13 protein-coding genes are annotated in these 18,661 nt (G+C 29.7%); 8 read left to right on the top strand and 5 right to left on the bottom strand.

What is annotated here, in order from left to right; genetic code table 11:
• From CW731_RS09470 to CW731_RS09460, 3 genes are all read left to right on the top strand, one after another.
• Complete coding sequence (locus CW731_RS09470; RefSeq protein WP_100946495.1) at window positions 1-738, top strand: glycosyltransferase; 738 nt, start codon at window positions 1-3, stop codon at window positions 736-738.
• Between the two features lie 112 nt (window positions 739-850).
• A complete protein-coding gene (gene purD / locus CW731_RS09465) occupies window positions 851-2,125 on the top strand; it encodes a phosphoribosylamine--glycine ligase (RefSeq protein ID WP_100946494.1) in 1,275 nt (424 codons plus the stop codon).
• Between the two features lie 73 nt (window positions 2,126-2,198).
• Window positions 2,199-3,236, top strand: a complete 1,038-nt coding sequence (locus tag CW731_RS09460; RefSeq protein WP_100946493.1) for a glycosyltransferase — start codon at window positions 2,199-2,201, stop codon at window positions 3,234-3,236.
• On the opposite strand, the gene CW731_RS09455 is transcribed toward CW731_RS09460, so the two are convergent.
• Both CW731_RS09455 and CW731_RS09450 read right to left on the bottom strand, forming a co-directional pair.
• Window positions 3,210-4,250 carry a cell wall metabolism sensor histidine kinase WalK gene (locus tag CW731_RS09455; RefSeq protein ID WP_100946492.1) on the bottom strand — a complete coding sequence of 347 codons (1,041 nt, stop codon included), beginning with the start codon at window positions 4,248-4,250 and terminating at the stop codon, window positions 3,210-3,212. The two genes, CW731_RS09460 and CW731_RS09455, sit on opposite strands and share 27 nt — an antisense overlap.
• A 10-nt stretch (window positions 4,251-4,260) precedes the next feature.
• A complete protein-coding gene (locus CW731_RS09450; RefSeq protein ID WP_100946491.1) occupies window positions 4,261-4,959 on the bottom strand; it encodes a response regulator transcription factor in 699 nt (232 codons plus the stop codon).
• Between the two features lie 217 nt (window positions 4,960-5,176).
• On the opposite strand from CW731_RS09450, the gene CW731_RS09445 reads away from it, so the two are divergent.
• Window positions 5,177-5,971, top strand: coding sequence for a T9SS type A sorting domain-containing protein (locus CW731_RS09445; RefSeq protein ID WP_100946490.1), 795 nt, complete (start codon window positions 5,177-5,179; stop codon window positions 5,969-5,971).
• A 107-nt stretch (window positions 5,972-6,078) separates the two neighbouring features.
• Window positions 6,079-6,795, top strand: coding sequence for a 3'-5' exonuclease (locus CW731_RS09440; RefSeq protein ID WP_100946489.1), 717 nt, complete (start codon window positions 6,079-6,081; stop codon window positions 6,793-6,795).
• Between the two features lie 126 nt (window positions 6,796-6,921).
• On the opposite strand, the gene CW731_RS09435 is transcribed toward CW731_RS09440, so the two are convergent.
• The 3 genes from CW731_RS09435 to CW731_RS09425 all read right to left on the bottom strand — a co-directional run bounded on the left by CW731_RS09435 (window position 6,922) and on the right by CW731_RS09425 (window position 11,946).
• A complete protein-coding gene (locus CW731_RS09435; protein ID WP_100946488.1) occupies window positions 6,922-8,790 on the bottom strand; it encodes an ABC-F family ATP-binding cassette domain-containing protein in 1,869 nt (622 codons plus the stop codon).
• A gap of 805 nt (window positions 8,791-9,595) precedes the next feature.
• Window positions 9,596-10,699, bottom strand: a complete 1,104-nt coding sequence (locus CW731_RS09430; protein ID WP_100946487.1) for a tyrosine-protein phosphatase — start codon at window positions 10,697-10,699, stop codon at window positions 9,596-9,598.
• A 113-nt stretch (window positions 10,700-10,812) separates the two neighbouring features.
• Window positions 10,813-11,946, bottom strand: a complete 1,134-nt coding sequence (locus CW731_RS09425; protein ID WP_157812216.1) for an alkaline phosphatase family protein — start codon at window positions 11,944-11,946, stop codon at window positions 10,813-10,815.
• A 545-nt stretch (window positions 11,947-12,491) separates the two neighbouring features.
• Between CW731_RS09425 and CW731_RS09420 the strand changes: the two genes are divergently transcribed.
• The 3 genes from CW731_RS09420 (at window position 12,492) to CW731_RS09410 (ending at window position 18,638) form a co-directional block, all read left to right on the top strand.
• Entirely contained in the window at window positions 12,492-15,839 is a 3,348-nt protein-coding gene (locus tag CW731_RS09420) for a SusC/RagA family TonB-linked outer membrane protein (RefSeq protein WP_100946485.1), read from the top strand.
• 71 nt (window positions 15,840-15,910) lie between these two features.
• Window positions 15,911-17,491 (top strand): SusD/RagB family nutrient-binding outer membrane lipoprotein, encoded by a 1,581-nt coding sequence (locus tag CW731_RS09415; protein WP_100946484.1) that lies wholly within the window; start codon window positions 15,911-15,913, stop codon window positions 17,489-17,491.
• A gap of 70 nt (window positions 17,492-17,561) precedes the next feature.
• A complete protein-coding gene (locus CW731_RS09410) occupies window positions 17,562-18,638 on the top strand; it encodes an alkaline phosphatase (RefSeq protein ID WP_100946483.1) in 1,077 nt (358 codons plus the stop codon).
• Window positions 18,639-18,661: the final 23 nt, after the last annotated feature.

Raw genomic sequence — 18,661 nt, 5'->3', positions numbered from 1 at the left:
ATGATAACCGCTTCCATTGTTTTATTTAACGAAAACTTAGAAACACTAAAAAAAACGGTAGACTCTTTTTTAAAAACTCCTTTAAAAAAGAAATTGTATTTAATCGATAATTCATCGGATAATAGCTTAAAAAACCATTTTAAAAAGGCTGAAGTAGAATATATTTTTGTTGGTAATAATATTGGTTTTGGTAGAGCTCACAACCTAGTTTTAGATAAGATTAGTTCACAATTTCATTTAATTTTAAATCCAGATGTTATTTTTTCTTCAGAAGTAATTCCGAATTTGATAAAAGCCTTAGAAAATAATTCTGAAGTTTCTTTTGTAACGCCTAAAGTATTGTACCCAACAAAAGAAATGCAATACGTTTGCAGAAGACACCCAACTTTTTTTGATTTGATCAATAGAAAATTGAAGATTTCTAAAAGTCAAATTATAAAAAATGAATATCAGGATGATAATCTTGAGAAATCGTTGTACCCAGATTTTATACATGGATGTTTTATGCTTTTTAAAACAGCAGATTTTATAAGCCTTACCGGTTTTGATGAACGCTATTTCTTATACATGGAGGATGCTGATATTTGTAGAAAAATTAAAAAAACGAAAAAAAAAATACTGTACTTTCCAAATGTAGAAATTACACATCAACATCAAAAAGGGTCATCAAAAAATATAAAATTATTTTTGTATCACCTTTCATCTGCATTAAAATATTTTACAAAATGGGGTTTTTAATAAAATAAGGATCTTTTCTTAATCAGGGTTTCTATAAAATGTCTCTCCTACGAAAGCAAGAATTCGAAGAAATTAAAATATATTTGCATCAACAATACAACAACACAAACAAATGAATATTCTTATTTTAGGTTCTGGAGGTAGAGAACACGCTTTTGCATTAAAATTAACTGAAAGTAATAAAGTAAATCAGCTTTTTGTAGCGCCAGGAAATGCTGGTACAGACAAAATAGCAACTAATATAAACATTAACCTTACAGATTTTGAAGCAGTAAAAAAGGTTGTTTTAGAAAATGACATTAAAATGGTTGTTGTAGGACCAGAAGTTCCGTTGGTAGCAGGTGTTCATGATTTCTTTTTAGCAGACAATGAGTTGAAAAACATTCCTGTAATTGGGCCTAAAAAAGACGGAGCATTATTAGAAGGGAGTAAAGATTTTTCGAAAAAATTCATGCAAAAACATGGTGTTCCAACCGCAAAATACCAATCTTTTACAAAAGATAATTTAGAAGAAGGTTATACGTTTTTAGAGACACTAGAACCACCTTATGTGTTAAAAGCAGATGGTTTAGCTGCCGGAAAAGGAGTGTTGATTTTAAACTCATTAGAAGAAGCAAAATCCGAATTAGAAGACATGGTTTCTAATGAAAAGTTTGGAAAAGCATCTACAACAGTTGTAATTGAAGAATTCTTAAAAGGAATAGAATTGTCTGTTTTTGTTCTAACAGATGGAAAAAGTTACAAAATTTTACCTTCAGCCAAAGATTATAAAAGAATTGGCGAAGGAGATGCAGGCTTAAATACTGGCGGAATGGGCGCAATTTCTCCCGTACCATTTGCAGATAAAGCGTTTTTAGATAAAGTAGAAGAATTAGTTGTAAAACCTACAATTGCAGGTTTACAAAAAGACGGAATTGATTATAGAGGTTTTATCTTTATTGGTTTGATGAATGATAACGGAAATCCTTCTGTAGTTGAGTACAATGTAAGAATGGGAGATCCTGAAACGGAAGTTGTCTTACCTAGAATTGAATCTGATTTATTTGATTTATTTGAAGGTGTTGCGCATCAAAATTTACATGAAAAATCTTTTTCTGTTACAGACAAAACTGCAACAACAGTAATGTTGGTTTCTGGCGGATATCCTGAAGCATACGAGAAAAATAAAGAAATTACAGGTTTCGATGCTGTTGATGAATCTATTGTTTTTCATGCAGGAACTACAATTAAAAATAATAAAATAGTTACAAGCGGAGGTAGAGTTATGGCAATCACTTCTTTTGGAGATACAATTGAAGAGGCTTTAGAAAAAAGTTATAGAAGTATTCATAAAATTCATTTCGATAAAATAAATTATAGAAAAGATATTGGTTTTGATTTAATTTAATTTTTTAAGCCCGTTATTCTTATGAATACACGAAGCTCATAACCATAGATCTCTTTTTTAGAAGGAAGACAAAATGAAAAAAATAATTGTTGCACCTTTAAACTGGGGTTTAGGTCATGCTTCACGTTGTGTGCCAATTATTAACGCTTTAATTAAAGAAAATTTTATACCAATAATAGCTTCAGATGGAAGTGCTTTGAAGTTTCTAAAACATGAATTTCCTTATTTAGAAACACTAGAGTTACCATCTTATCATATTAAATATGGTAGAAATTTAAAAAAACAGTTATTCTTACAATTACCTGCAATCTTAAGCAGTGTAAAAACCGAAAAAAAAATTGTAGAACTTTTTATTGATAATAATAGAGATGTTGTTGGTCTTATTTCAGATAATAGATTTGGAGTAAGAAGCTCTAAAGTTCCTTCAGTATATATTACACATCAAATAAATGTTTTGTCTGGTTTTACTACTTTTTTAACAAGTAAAGTTCATCAGAGAATTATAAAAAGGTTTGACGAATGTTGGATTCCAGATAATTCTAATTCTGAGTTTTCAGGAAAATTATCTAAATCTAAGAAGAATTTAAAACAGAAGTTTATTGGGCCTTTAAGTAGGCTTGAGAAACTAGAATTAGAACAAAAAATAGCTGTTTTAGTTATTCTTTCTGGCCCAGAACCCAATAGAACCTTTCTAGAAAAAGAATTAATTAGGGCTTTTGAAAATGATAAAAGAAATATTGTTTTTATTCTAGGGAAAATAGAAGAAAAACAAAAAAGTTGGACAAACCACAACTGTACTTTCTATAATTTTCTGTTATCAGAAGATTTGCAACAAAAGATGAACTCGTCAGAAATTATTGTTTGTAGATCTGGTTATTCATCTATATTAGATGCCGCTGTTTTAGGTAAAAAAGTGTTTTTTATTCCTACAGAAAATCAGTCGGAACAAGAATATTTAGCAAGTTATTTGCAGGAGAAGAAAATTGCTCCGTTTTCTAAAATAGAACATTTTACTTTAGAAAAATTAAATGAGATTAAAAATTATACAGGTTTAAAATCAATAAAAACGGATTTTGATATCAATTTACTTGGCCTTTTCCATCGTAAATGAAAATTCAGATCCTTCACCAAAAGTACTTTTTAATAAAACAGTTTGGTTATGGGCTTCTACAATATGTTTAACAATAGACAACCCTAAGCCAGAACCACCTTGCTCTCTAGATCTACTTTGGTCTACTCTATAGAAACGTTCAAATAAACGAGATAAATATTGTTGTTTAATTCCTTCTCCATTGTCTATTACTCTAATTACATATTTGTTATCGTTGTAATTATCTGCTGCAACTATGGTTGTTCCGTTTGGTTTTCCGTATTTAATAGAGTTTACAACAAGGTTAATAAGTACTTGTTCTGTTTTTTCAATATCTCCAATAACAAAAACAGGAAAGTCGTATATTCTATCAAATTTTAGAATAATATTCCTTTTTTTTGCTTTCATTTCAAACAGGTCAAAAACATTTTGAATGATCTCTAAGATATTAAAAACCTCCATGTTTAATTTTAAACCATCTGTTTCTAATTTAGCAATCATATCTAAATCTTTGGTAACAGCAACCAATCTTTCAACACCTTTATTAGCTCGTTCTAGGTATTTTAAGCGAATATTCTTATCGTCCATTGCGCCTTCAAGAAGTGTAAGTATATATCCTTGAACTGTAAAAAGAGGTGTTTTTAATTCGTGTGCAACATTTCCTAAAAAATCTCTCCTAAAAGAATCTCTTTCAGTTAAACTTTTTATTTCTAAACGCTTCCCCTCAACATATTTTTGCATGCGTTTAGAAAGTTTGTCGATATCTGTTGTTACAGACTCTTTTCTTAAATCGTTTACATCTAAGATAGAAACATCTTCGTAGATTTTCTTTAATCTTCTGTAAATAAAATGTTCTGTTCTATATTGAATAATAAAAAAAGAAATAATAAAAAGCACAATAATAGAAATTATTATGCTAGTTATTTCTAAGTGTTTAACAATAAAAAAATAAGCAATTGTAGAAATAGCAATCGTTAATAAAGTTAAATAAGTCGCAGACCAAAGTGCGTAAGAGTATGTTTTTTTAATTTTCATAAAAGAAAATTTATTTATCTGCTTCTAATAATACAAATTTATAACCAACACCTTTTACGGTTTTAAAATGGTCATCACCAATTTTTTCTCTTAGCTTTCTAATATGAACATCAATAGTTCTACCACCAACAACAACTTCATTTCCCCAGACAGTATCGAGTATTACTTCTCTTTTAAATACTTTTCCTGGTTTAGAAGTTAATAAAGAAAATAGTTCAAACTCTTTTCTTGGTAATGATATTCTTGTGCCCGCTTTATAAACAACGTATTCTTCTCGATCTATAACAATATCTCCAATCTTAAAAGTTTCTTCATTTTCTTGCTCAGACTTTAACCTTCTTAATAAAGACTTTACTTTGCTAATTAAAACTTTTGGTTTAATTGGTTTTGTAATATAATCATCTGCACCAGCTTCAAAACCAGCTACTTGAGAATAATCTTCTCCTCTCGCTGTTAAAAATGAAATAACTACATTTTCTAAAGAAGTTATTTTCCTAATTTTTTCACAAGCTTCAATACCATCCATTTCTGGCATCATAATATCCAATAAAATTAAATGTGGAATATTTTTTTTAGCAGATTTTATTGCTTCTTGACCATTTGTAGCTGTAAATATCTGGTAGCCCTCATTTTTAAGGTTATAACCAACAATTTCTAAGATATCTGGTTCATCATCAACCAATAAGATTTTAATATCGCTTTTATTCATAGTTTTATAAGAATGTAGATATCAAAAATAGTAATTATTATATTATTACAGGCTTACTTAACAATCATTTAATTTACATAGCTATATAGATAACGTTTAATTAACTATAGATTATATTTGAAAACTTATCTACTGATAAACAGATTGTTAACGGTTTGGTAACAAATAAGAGTCTAAAGATACTATCTTTGTAAATGAACTAATAAAAAGATTAAACATGAAAAAAAATTACATTTTTACACTATTATTAACTTTAATTACAGCTTTGTCTTTTGGACAAGAGATGCTATTAAATGGTGGTTTAGAAAATTGGGATGACGATGCTACACCAACAAGTTGGACTAAAGCAGAGGAAATAACAAAATCTACAGACGCGCATTCGGGTTCTTTTTCAGCCTTCAGAGACGGTATTACTAAAACAAAAGATTTAGGTCAAACAATCGCAGGTGTTGTTCCTGGAGAAAGTTATACCGTTAGTTTTTGGTACAAAGTTACTGCAGGTGATGGTGAAGATGCTAGAATTTGGTCTGCTTGGAAAAATGGAAGTACAACTGTTTACCATACAGAAAATTCTACAACCGATGTCTTAAGAGGACCTGAAAACGGGTATTTAGATAATAATGGGGGCGTGTGGACTAAACATGAGGTTACGGTTACTGCGCCTGCAGGAGTGAATGCGTTTTATTTTGAAGTAAGGTCTTATAAAACCTCAACTACTTATTTCGATGATTTATCATTTGTGAAAAATGCTACGGCTTCTGTAGAAAATAATTCAATCGAGGGTTTTACAACATATCCAAACCCTATTAGAAATAATGAGTTTACTGTTTCTTCTGCTTCAAATTCAGAAAAAACGATAAATGTTTTTAATTTACTAGGAAAAAAAGTTTTATCAACTAGTTTTACTGGTGTTAAATCGACCATTAATGTTTCTGCTATGAATGCAGGAATTTATATTTTAAAAGTTACTGAAGAGGGAAGAACTGCTACCAGAAAATTAGTAGTTAGATAAGTTTCTTAATTTATTCTTAATTTATTCTTATTTTAAAAGCTCCGAATTTATTTCGGAGCTTTTCTTTTTTCACTATCTTTAAACTAGAAAAAGAAAAATGTATTGCTATGAATTTGTCTATCAAATTAAATAATATCTTATTTCTAGATATTGAAACAGTTCCTCAAGAAGAAAATTGGAATAATTTAGTTAAAGAAACACAAGAACTATATCAAAAAAAAACTCAATACCAGCGTAAAGAAGAGTTTACTGCAGAAGAGTTTTATAAGCGTGCCGGTATTTGGGCAGAATTTGGAAAAATAATCTGTATTTCTGTTGGGTATCTTGTAGACGTTGAAAACAGGAAGCAATTGCGTTTAACTTCTTTTTTTGGTGATGATGAACACAAACTCTTAACCGAATTTAAAGACTTATTAGATAAGCATTTTGTTAAGAAAGATAATGTTTTATGTGCTCATAACGGAAAAGAGTTCGATTTCCCTTTTATAGCCAGAAGAATGATTATTCACCAAATAGAATTACCTAAGAAATTGAACTTATTTGGGAAAAAGCCTTGGGAGGTTCCACATTTAGATACATTAGAGTTATGGAAGTTTGGCGACCATAAACACTATACGTCTTTAAAATTATTAACTTCTATTTTAGGCATACCTTCACCCAAAGATGATATTGATGGGAGTGAAGTGGCAAAAGTGTACTACCAAGAAAAAAACCTTCAAAGAATTGTGGCATATTGCGAAAAAGATACCATTGCAGTTGCTCAGGTTCTATTAAGGTTCAATAATCAAGAGTTGTTAAAAGAAACAGATATTGTGAGTGTTTAGTTATTTTCTTGTAAGGTTTTAAACATTGTAGATTTAGTTAATGAAAAAACCTTACAAAAGAAAATTTATTTAGAGTACTCTGTGAATCTCAGTATGTTTCTCATTGAAGTTCTATGTGGCATTGGGCTACCCTTCTAGTTTCATAGAGAGTTCTAACCAGCGTTCTTCTTTTTGTTCTAGAGTTTGAATGGTCTTTTGCAATTCTTCAGATTTTTCAGCAATATCATCAGCAGCAATTTCAACATTTAAAAAAGCTGTTTCTATGGTTGCTTTTTTCTTTTGAAGTCTTTCAATATCACCCTCTAAAGCTCCAAATTCTCTTTTCTCATCAAAACTTAAAGCATTTTTAGTTGCTTTTTTCTCTGGCTTTTTTTCTGTAGTTTTAACGACAGATTTTTCTGTAAGTTCTTTGGTTTCAGAACCATCATATGCTCTAAAGTCCGAATAATTTCCAGGAAAATTCTCAACAACCCCCTCGCCTCTAAATACAAATAGTGCATCTACAATTTTGTCCATAAAATACCTGTCGTGAGAAACCACTAATAAGTTTCCTGGGTAGTCTAATAAGAAGTTTTCTAAGACATTTAGAGTAACAACATCTAGATCATTTGTAGGTTCATCTAAAATTAAAAAGTTAGGGTTCTGAATTAAAACAGCACACAAATACAAACGTTTTTGTTCGCCTCCAGAAAGTTTTTCAACAAAATCATATTGCTTTTTCTTGTCGAATAAAAAACGTTCTAGTAATTGTGAAGCAGATATTTTTCTTCCTTTAGAAAGCGGAATAAATTCTCCGAATTCTTTTACAACTTCAATTACTTTTTGCCCTTCTTTTATAGTAATTCCAGCTTGTGTATAATAGCCAAATTTTACAGTTTCACCTAATGTCACTTTTCCACTGTCTAATTCAGCCTTTTCTGTAATAATGTTTAAGAAAGAAGATTTTCCTGTACCATTTTTACCAATAATACCAATTCTTTCGCCTCGTTTAAAAATATAGTCGAAGCCATCTAGAATTTTTTTATCACCAAAAGATTTATATACTTTATGTAGTTCAAGAATTTTACTTCCTAAACGTTCCATATTAATTTCTAATTGAACTTGATGATCTTTTCTACGCTGATGTGCACTTTCTTTAATTTGATAAAAATCGTCTGTTCTAGACTTCGATTTTGTTGTTCTAGCCTTTGGTTGCTTACGCATCCATTCTAGTTCTTTCTTAAATAAACTTTTAGCTTTTCCTAAGTTGGTTGCTTCTAAAGCTAAACGTTCTTCTTTATTTTGTAAATAGTAAGAATAGTTTCCTTTGTATTTATAGATTTTACCTTCGTCTAATTCTAAAATTTCATTACAAACACGTTCTAAAAAGTAACGATCATGCGTTACCATAAACAAGGTGATCTTTTCTTTTGCAAAAAAGGCTTCCAACCATTCTATCATTTCTAAATCTAAATGATTTGTAGGCTCATCTAAAATTAATAAATCTGGTTTATTAATAAGAACAATAGCTAAAGATAATCGTTTTCTTTGTCCACCAGAAAGTGAGCCAACTTTTAACGTTAAATCTTCTAGTTTTAATTTTGATAGAATTTGTCTGTATTGTGTTTCAAAATCCCAAGCATTATGTTGGTCCATTAAATCAAATGCAGCTTGATAAGCATCACCATCATCAAGGTTTTTTAAAGCTTTTTCATATTGATTTACAATAGAAAGAATTTTATTATCAGTAGCAAAAATGGTTTCTTCAATAGTTAAATCTGGATTGATGTCATCCTTTTGAGCCAAGTAAGCAATAGAAATTCCTTTCCTACTTACAACTTGCCCAGAATCTGGAACATCTAAACCGGCAATAATGTTTAAGATAGATGTTTTTCCACTTCCGTTTTTTGCAACGAAAGCAACTTTTTGATCTTTGCTAATTCCGAAAGAAATGTCTTCAAACAAAATGCGTTCTCCGTAAGATTTAGAGATATTTTCTACTGATAAATAATTCACTATTTGTATTTTTTTACAAAGAAACAAAAAACCCAAGCAAAGGCTTGGGTTTTTGAATCATTTAATTTTTAGGGGTCGCATTAGAAATGCAAACTAAATGTCTTTTTGATGTTGTAAACATATAGCTAAATAATGTACTTATCAATCCCTGAAAACAGTATATTTTTCCTATCCCTGAATTCAGGGATAGGATCTCCAGTAAATATAGCTGTACCTTCGTTCTTCCATTTGTATTTATTAACGAAAATATGGTATAGACTGACTTGCGCAATAGCTTCTATTAGGACTGTTTTCAATTGATTCTCTTCATATTTTACTTCGAGATGCTCTTGATAATTTACAGACTTCCAAAGACATGCTATCTACAATAAAAGAGTATTTAAATTCATAAAAATGAGCTACCATCTTTTTACGAATTTGGTCTTTTGTATAAAATAATTTGAACTTTTTTTCTATCTAAAATAGTTAGTTTAGGGAAAGTTCTATTAATGTGTTCAGCAAATTCGGTATATTTTGGATTGCAACACTGAAAACCTCCGTCGGAATGATGTATACGTTTTTTATCAGGATATTTCCTGTTTTTAATAGCTCTTTAAAGGGCTTCTTTACAATGCGATGTCTTCCATTTGTTATCGAGTTTATAGCCTATAATTTGCTTAGAATATGCATCTGTAATAATTGCGAAATAATTATGACCATTATCTGTTTAATTTAGGTAATATCGCATACCTATAGTTGTTCTGGTCGAGCAGGGAGTTTGTCTTTAATCAAGTATTTGTACTTTCTAAATTGATACTTAGAATTATTAGTACAAAAATTTTTCTTTCAATTTAACTTGAGAAATTGAGTCTAAACCGATTCCTTTTTCTAAATAATTTTGCATAGACCCGTATTGGGATTTAATATTCTCAATACCTTTTCGTAAATATGATTCTTTTACTGACATTAATGGTCTTAATATACGTTCATCTATACCATAAAATTTAGTTGCTTTTTTAAGCATATCTTCATTACTATCGTACCTAAAATGATTTGACAATAAGTACTCATCAAAAATTGTTTTTTCATTAACTCCTAAAGCAAATAAAATTAAAGCAGAAGAATAACCTGTTCTATCTTTTCCTGCAGTACAATGGAATAATAGAGGTGTTTTATCGGATAATAAGTTGTCAAAAAGAGTTTTAAATTTATCTTTACTAGAAATAAAAAAATCCCCAGACAAATCTTCCATTAACTTTTCTCCGTTAAAAGTTAGTGGATCTGCTTCTCGTAACTTTTTAAACATTTTTTTAGTATTCCCTTTATCAAGATTACCTATTGGTAAATGAGTCCAATTTACTCCTTTGGGGTACATGTCTGGTTTTTCTTCAATTTCTATATTTGATCTAAGATCACAAATAGTTTTTATTTTTAACTCTTTCATATAATCTAAATCTTCTTCTGTAAGTTTATCTAATTCTCCTGAACGATAAATCATTCCCCATTTCACATGTTTTCCATCTTTAGTTTCAATACCTCCTAAATCTCTGAAATTTACGGAATTTTCCATATCTATTTCTCTTTCAGAAAAATAAAGTGTATCAATTGTATTAACTGCAGCAAAATATAACCGTTTACCTTTATTTGGGTTTTCTATTTTTAACTCGTTGTTATTTTGAGATAAATCATAGGACTTATTCCAGTCTATCGATGAAATATTGTCTCCAATAAATATTTTATAAGACGTGTTTTTCTGTAACTTTAATAAATAACTATTATCCTCTAAACGATCTACATAAATTGTTTCTGCTAATGTATATGTAGGTTTTTCTTCTTTTTTATAATCTGTACAATTTTGTATAAATATAATTGATATAGTAAATAGGTATAATTTTACAGATTTAATGTTTTTAAAAAATATAAGATTCATTGTAGTTAATTTAATTAGGATTTATATATTAAAGCTATTCTAAAACTTTTTCGACGATTCTACTAGTATTATCGTTAGGGAATTCTATTTGTAATAATTATAAACTATTGTAGTTATATAAATAATTTCATATTTCTTTTTTGAACTACCTTTTTTAATTTCGTTTCCGTAAAAAATAATTGGAATATGTTTATCTTAACAGTATCCAGAATCATGTGATGTCCTCTACTTATTATAGATGAATTGCGTATTAATAAAATATGTCTAGAAATTTTTTGACTATATCTGTTTTTTAATGTATTTAAAATTCTATTTGTAAATGTTGTTGTCTGTAAGGTTCTTGCAGTAGCAGCTTTGTAAATCCTTTTGTATTTGATTGCTTCGTTAGCAAGTTTTCGAGACACAATGTTAACATCTAATTTTAAACTTTCAATTTTTTTATGATTTAAACTTACATTAAATTTAAAAACATTTTCAATCAATTCATTTGAATTAAAATGTTTTTGAGAAACATTATTTAAATAGGTTTCAAAACCATATTCATTAAAATAATCCGCAGGTATTTTAAGTGTTTGTAAATAGTATGGCACATGAACAGCACCATGATCGTTAGTTAAAAATAAAGTATAATTACCCTCACCTACTTGATTATCTAAAAAAGAAAATAAATCGGCTAAATCTTTATCTAAATGTAAATAGGTGTCTTCAATTTTTTTTGATGCTAAACCAAATTGATGTCCTTTAATCGGTGGAAGAGTAGCTAATTTTTCACCAATAATAGCAGCTTTAGCAAAATCATTTGTAAATAAATTTACTGAAGGTGTTGATGCAATAATACTGAAATTATCATTTTGATTACGCAGATTAGATATGACATCTGGAAAAACAGATATTTCTTCTCCTTTAAAAGGTTTTTCAGATTCATTATCATCTGAAATACTTCTTGTATATGTATTGATGTCATATAAAGTTTTCCAAGGTTTACTTAAATAGTTTTCAATTATTTTAGAATAATTAAAAAAATTTACACATTGAGGTGATTTACCAGTATAATAGGATGATGTAAACCAAGTACCATTTTCTCGACCGTCAAACCAGTATATACGATTAGCTGTATGGAATGCAGCTAAAATTGTAGAACGATCTTTAAGTACTTTTCCAATCGTTTTATTTTTCTTGTTTTTTGCTAATCGTAATTGATCTGCTACTGTTGTTGTAAGTAATCTATATGGAGACTTTTTTTTCATATTACCAATCGTTCTATAATTTTCGCCATCTATACAATAAATACTTATAGTACCAATCATTATTAATTATACCATTATTTACAGGTGTTGTATCTGGGTAAATTGAAGAATGATCAACAGCAGTAGAAGTTGGGGTAATTATAATGTGCGCTTTCTAATGAAAATTCATTATTTAAAAGTCTTTTAAATCCATTTTCTAAATATTTATAATAAAACAGAGTTAAATAATCATAACTCATTTGATCTAATAAAATATCTATAATTAATTTGGGTTTTGGACTATTTATTGCTTTGTTTTTAAACACAGTAACAGTTAAAAATAATAATTACATTTTTCATTTTCTTTTTTAATAAAAGGCGAAGTTATTCTTTCTAAAAATAAAAAAAAGGTTGTAAAGTAGAAATTAACTATTTATTCATACTAGTCTTAATAGTACTTTTTACTGTAACCTAAAGATAACTTTTTACTTATACTTATATAAATTCCTTAAATTAACTTTGACGCCACAAAGCATTATTTAAAAATAATATAACTAAACTTTAAAATGAAAATTAACAAATTAACTAAACTACTTCCCATATTTGGGCTGCTAATTATTCTTATAGGAACAATAGGTAGAGCTTATGGGCAAGAAAGAACTTTAAAAGGGAGGATTGTCGATAATGAAAAAAATAAACTACCAGGTGTAGCTGTTTTTATAAAAGGGACAACTTATGGTTCTGCAAGTGACTTTGATGGAAATTATAGTATTAACATTAATGATAATAACACAATACTAGTATTCAAGTCACTTGGGTTTGTTACTCAAGAAATAATAGTTGGTAATCGAACTATTTTAAATATTTCTTTAGTACCCGATGAAAACCAATTAGAAGAAATTATAATAACAGCTTTGGGGGTTAAAAAAGAAACCAGAAAAATTGGTTATTCTACGCAACAAGTAAAAGGGTCTGAATTAACAAAAGCAAGAGAGGCAAACCCGATTAATTCACTAGCAGGTAAAGTTGCTGGTTTAACCGTTGGTGTATCAACTGAATTATTAGGGGCTCCACAAGTTGTTTTAAGAGGTAATCCTGGTGTTTTATATGTAGTAGATGGGGTGCCTATAAACTCTAACTCTTGGAACATTAGTGCTGATGATATAGAAACATATACTGTTTTAAAAGGAGCTAATGCTGCCGCTTTATATGGTTTTAGAGGACAAAATGGAGCAATTTTAGTAACTACAAAAAAAGGGACTAAAGATGACAGAAAATTTTCTATTGAATATAATTCTAGCATAATGTTTGAAGAAGGTTATTTAGCTAAACCAGCTAAACAATCGGAATACGGAGCAGGTAATAATTATCAATATGCTTTTGGTAATGATACATATGATGCTGATGGTAGCTTTCGTAGAACTAATGTTTGGGGTCCCCGATTTGAAGGACAAAATATTCCGCAATGGGATAGCCCAGTCGATCCAATAACAGGGGTTCGACAAGGAACGCCTTGGTTAGCAAAAGGGGTAAATAATTTGGAGAATTTTATGGAAACGGGTATTATCGCTACCAATAGCTTATCGATTGCTGCAAGTGGAGAAAAGCATGATTTACGTATGTCTATTTCTAATAATTATCAAAAAGGAATGGTACCGAATACTAAGTTAAATATTACGAATTTTAATATTTCTGCAGGATATAATTTTACAGATCGTTTAAAAATAGAAGGAAACTTAAATCTTAACATACAAAACTCTCCAAACGTTCCTGAAACATCTTCTGGACCACAAGGATACATGTATAGTTTTGAAGTATATGGCTCTAGCCATTGGGATGTTAGGGATATGCGTGATTATTACGGAGGTATTGCTGGCGTAGAAGGTGTACAACAACAATTTGCTGAATATGGAAGAACAAATAACCCTTATTTTATATCAAATGAATGGTTAAAAGAACATCAAAAAACAGATGTTTATGGATATGCTAAATTAAGCTATAAGATTAATGATTTTTTTGATATTTCTGCTAGAACTCAAGTAACCACTTGGAATCAATTAAGGACAGAAAAAGTGCCTTTTTCAATAATTAGTTATAAGCCTTACGCTGCTGGAGCTGGTCCCGATTTAAGAGCAGGAGATTATCGTGAAGATAAAAGAACTCTTTTTGAAAATAATTCAGATTTATTATTGAATTTTAATAAAGATTTTGGTGATAATTTTAACGTGTCTGCAATTGCTGGGGCAAGTCTTAGAACTTTTCGTTATAATTCAAGTTTTGTAACAACAGATTATCTTATTGTTCCTGGTATTTACTCGTTTAGCAATACAAGGTTTCCAGTAAAAGCGTATAGTTTTCGTTCAGAAATGGAAGTCGCAAGTGCTTATTATACGGCAGATTTTAGTTATAAAAATTATCTTACACTTGGTGTAACTGGAAGAGTTGATTGGCTTTCTACATTACCAAAAGATAATAGAGCTATTTTTTACCCTTCTATTTCTCTTAGTACTGTTGTTTCAGATTATATAGATTTACCAGAAGCTATTTCATTTATGAAATTGCGTGGTTCTTATGCAAACGTAAAAGGAGGCTTAACTAGTTCAACTATTGGTTCTGCTTATAAAGGAGTAACTGGTCTAGGAATTTCAAATCTAATCGGTCAAGTAAATGAAGTAACAACTTCTTATGATGGGCCAAGTTATAATAACCAAAATAATTATAACATATTTAATGGTTATGCCAATGATCCAGCAGCAAGTTTTTCTAATACACTAGCAAACAGAAGTCTTGAAAGTTATTCTGTAACTTCGTATGAAGTAGGTTTAGACATGAAGTTTTTAAGAAATAGATTAGGATTAGATGTTACTTATTTTACATCGATTAATGGTCCACAAATTTTCCCTCTAGAAATTGCTTCATCTACAGGTTTTAAGGAACAAACTATAAACGGTGTTACAACACAAAAAAATGGTTTGGAAGTTTCTCTTTTTGGGTCAGTTATTAAAAATACAGATGGTTTTAATTGGGATGTATCTGCAAATTGGTCTACATATAAAGAAAAACTTAAAGATGTTTATAATGGAATAAGTAGCATTTATCTACCAGGTCCAGATCATGTTTTTAATGTTGGGGATAGATTAGATGGTTATTATGGATATGAATTTCTTCGTAGCTCAGACCGACAAATTATACACTCTTCTGCTGGTGTTCCTTTAAAAGCCCCAAGAGGAACTAACAATAAAAGACTTTTAGGACATACCAATCCTGATTTTGTGTTCGGTATAAATAATAAATTTTCATATAAAAACCTTTCGTTAAGCTTTCAATTTGATGGTAGAGTTGGAGGAGTTATTTATAACGAAGCCTATGCGTATGCTTTAAATGCTGGTAATCAATTAGATCTAACCACTGGAGCTTACGGTGAAGCTAGGCGTAAAGAATGGGATAGTACATTAAACGGAACTGTTGCTGCAACACCTGCTTTTGTTGGAGAAGGAGTTGTTATTACAAATGGTACACCTAGTTATGATGCAGCGGGTAATATCAGTAATATGAAAGAACTTACATTTGCACCTAACGAAAAGGTAACTTTATTAAAAGGATACGTTCAGTCTGTTTATGGAGGGGGTGCTAGAGTAGATGAAGCTTATTTAAACAGTAAAACTTTTCTTAAACTAAGAGAATTTACTATTGGTTATACATTTCCAAAAGAGCTTTTAAAGAACACTTTTATTGAAAATGCTTCAGTATCTCTTGTAGGTCGAAATTTACTATACTTTGCTGAAACCAAAGATTTTGATCTAGATCAATTTCCAAGTGGATACAATTCAACTAGTAGAAGTTCTAGCAAAAAAACAATTTTACAATCTCCTTCTACACGTAGATTTGGATTAAATATAAACCTGACTTTTTAGCTTATTTTAATAAAATTATTAAACAATCATTAATGTTGATTGTTATAACAATTTAAAAATCGAAATTTATTATGAAAAAATATATCACAAAATTATTATTAATTTTACCATTAATAATTGGATTAAATGGTTGTCAGAATTATGACGATTTAGAATTAAATCAGAATATACCAAACGAAGACCAATTAATACCACCTTCATATCTTTTAAGTGGGGTGCTTTTCGACATCTATAACGAAACAGGAGCATCTTGGAGTGGTAAGACCCGTTTAAATCAATTTTTAGTATCTAATGATGCTTATTATGGGGGGCAAAATAATTACGCCTGGTCAACAACAAATGGGAATTCATATAAAATCTTAAAAAATGTAACTAAAATGGAAGAACAGGCTCTTAGTATTTATAACGAGCCAATTAATGCTTACAGTGCTGTTGCGAAATTTTTAAAAGCATATTTATTTGTTATACAAACTCAAAAGGTAGGTGACACTCCAATGTCTGAATCTGTTTTAGGGTTAGAAAATCTTACTCCTAAATACGACTCTCAAAAAGACATTTATAAACAATGTTTAGAGCTTTTAGAAGTCGCAAATACGGAATTAGCTCAATTAATTTTAATAAACAGTGCTGTTAGTGTAATTGAAGGTGATATTTATTATAATAATGACCTTAGTAAGTGGCAAAAACTTGTAAATACGTTTAAACTAAGAGTCTTAATAAGTTTAAGTAAAAGAGCTAACGATACTCCAGACTTAAATATAAAACAAAAATTTGCTGAAGTAATTAGCAATCCTAATAAGTACCCTATTATGGTTGGTAATACAGATAATTTTGCGTTTATATATAATGAAAATGTAAACATTTATCCACTTTATCCTCAAAACTCTTTAAATAATTACCGAAATATTTCGTCAACTTATTTAGAACTTACTACAACAACTCAAGATCCAAGAACTTTTGCCATAGCAACTCCTGCGCCTGTTCAAATAGAAAATGGTAAAAATGTAAATGATTTTACAGCATATGTAGGGGCTAATATTTCACAAAGTTTAAGTGAATTAGCGGCAAACGAAACTAATGGGGCTTATTCTTATACAAACTATAACAGATACTATGTGTCAAATGTAGGGCCAGAACCAGGTATTATTATAGGTTTCTCTGAAATGTGTTTAAATATTGCAGAAGCAGCTAATAGAGGATGGGTAACAGCTGATACAGCGACTTATTACCTAAAAGGAATTAATGCTTCTTTAGAGTTTCATGGTTTAATTGAAGGAGATAACCTCACAATTGGCGATTTAGCTGGTGTAACTCTAGGTACAGTAACTGTTTCTATTAATGATTTTCTTAATAATAGCGAAGTAGCTTACAAAGGAAATAATGAAGATGGTTTAAAGCAAATTATTACACAAAAATACATCTCATTTTTTCAAAACTCAGGAAGTGAAGCTTTTTACAATCAACGTAGAACAGGTTATCCAGTTACTTTTATTACAACAGGAGCAGGATTAAACGCAACAGGAAAATTACCAAGACGTTGGCAGTATCCTATTGACGAGCAAACATATAATACAGCTAATTATACAGAAGCGATTCAAAGTCAGTTTGGTGGTACGGATGATTTATTTCAAGATATTTGGTCTGTAAAGTAGTAATTTTATTTCTAGTACCCTGTATTTAACATTGTAGGGTTACTAGATTTTAACAAAAAATATTTATATAATGAAAATAACTTTAAAATTAATCTTTTCTCTTTTATGTTTTCCTACAATTTTTTTTGCACAAAATGAACAAGAAATAAAACAACCAAAAAATATTATTCTTTTAATAGGTGATGGAATGGGTGTCGGACAAATTTATGGAGGATTAACTGCAAATAAAGGCAAGTTAAATCTAGAACGTATTCAATTTGTAGGTTTCCACAAAAACCAAGCGACAGATAATTTCGTAACAGATTCAGCAGCTGGTGCAACTTCATTTGCTACTGGAGAAAAAACCTATAATGGTGCAATTGGTGTAGATAGTATCCAAAATAATTTACTTACAATTTTAGAAATTGCAGAAAAAAAAGGTCTTGCTACAGGTCTTTTAGCTACATGTTCTATTACCCATGCAACACCAGCTTCTTTTATTGCTCATCAACCTTCTAGAAAAATGGACGAAGAAATTGCAGTAGATTTTCTTAAAACAGATATTGATTTGTTTATTGGTGGTGGGAGAAAATATTTTTCGAACAGAAAAGACGGTAGAAACCTGATAAAAGAGTTAGAGATACAGAACTATCAAATTGCTAATTCTATAGACGAAGTTGAAAAAATTTCAAAAGGTAAACTAGCAGCCTTTTTAGCTGAAGAACAACAGTTAAAAGTCTCCGAAGGTCGTGGTGAAGAATTACTAAGATCAACTAAAGTTGCCTTAAATATCTTAAATCAAAATGAAAAAGGTTTTTTTGTTATGATTGAAGGTTCTCAAATTGATTGGGGTGGGCATGCAAACGACACCGAATATGTAATAAATGAAATGCTAGATTTTGACAAAGTAATTGGTGAGGCTATTGATTTTGCAGAAAAAGATGGTAATACATTAGTAATTATTACAGCAGACCACGAAACGGGAGGTATGGCAATTACTAATGGTAATATGAAAACAGGTGAAGTTGAGGTTAAATTTGTAACAAAAGGACATACTGGAGTTATGATTCCTGTTTTTGCTTATGGACCTGGAGCTAAGAATTTTTCAGGAATTTATAACAATTATGATATTTTTAATAAAATGCTAAAAGCTTATTCTTTTCAATAAATAATGATGAAAAAAAAATGTAT

The sequence above is a fragment of the Polaribacter sp. ALD11 genome (assembly GCF_002831685.1).
GTDB lineage: Bacteria > Bacteroidota > Bacteroidia > Flavobacteriales > Flavobacteriaceae > Polaribacter.
Note: the sequence above shows the minus strand (reverse complement) of the source record. Positions and strands in the feature narration are given on the sequence as shown.

What these genes read in the sequence shown, in the direction of transcription:
- CW731_RS09470 (WP_100946495.1), top strand. Translation starts at nt 1, where the DNA reads ATGATAACCGCTTCCATTGTTTTATTTAACGAAAACTTAGAAACACTA.
- purD (WP_100946494.1), top strand. Translation starts at nt 851, where the DNA reads ATGAATATTCTTATTTTAGGTTCTGGAGGTAGAGAACACGCTTTTGCA.
- CW731_RS09460 (WP_100946493.1), top strand. Translation starts at nt 2,199, where the DNA reads ATGAAAAAAATAATTGTTGCACCTTTAAACTGGGGTTTAGGTCATGCT.
- CW731_RS09455 (WP_100946492.1), bottom strand. Translation starts at nt 4,250, where the DNA reads ATGAAAATTAAAAAAACATACTCTTACGCACTTTGGTCTGCGACTTAT.
- CW731_RS09450 (WP_100946491.1), bottom strand. Translation starts at nt 4,959, where the DNA reads ATGAATAAAAGCGATATTAAAATCTTATTGGTTGATGATGAACCAGAT.
- CW731_RS09445 (WP_100946490.1), top strand. Translation starts at nt 5,177, where the DNA reads ATGAAAAAAAATTACATTTTTACACTATTATTAACTTTAATTACAGCT.
- CW731_RS09440 (WP_100946489.1), top strand. Translation starts at nt 6,079, where the DNA reads ATGAATTTGTCTATCAAATTAAATAATATCTTATTTCTAGATATTGAA.
- CW731_RS09430 (WP_100946487.1), bottom strand. Translation starts at nt 10,699, where the DNA reads ATGAATCTTATATTTTTTAAAAACATTAAATCTGTAAAATTATACCTA.
- CW731_RS09425 (WP_157812216.1), bottom strand. Translation starts at nt 11,946, where the DNA reads ATGAAAAAAAAGTCTCCATATAGATTACTTACAACAACAGTAGCAGAT.
- CW731_RS09420 (WP_100946485.1), top strand. Translation starts at nt 12,492, where the DNA reads ATGAAAATTAACAAATTAACTAAACTACTTCCCATATTTGGGCTGCTA.
- CW731_RS09415 (WP_100946484.1), top strand. Translation starts at nt 15,911, where the DNA reads ATGAAAAAATATATCACAAAATTATTATTAATTTTACCATTAATAATT.
- CW731_RS09410 (WP_100946483.1), top strand. Translation starts at nt 17,562, where the DNA reads ATGAAAATAACTTTAAAATTAATCTTTTCTCTTTTATGTTTTCCTACA.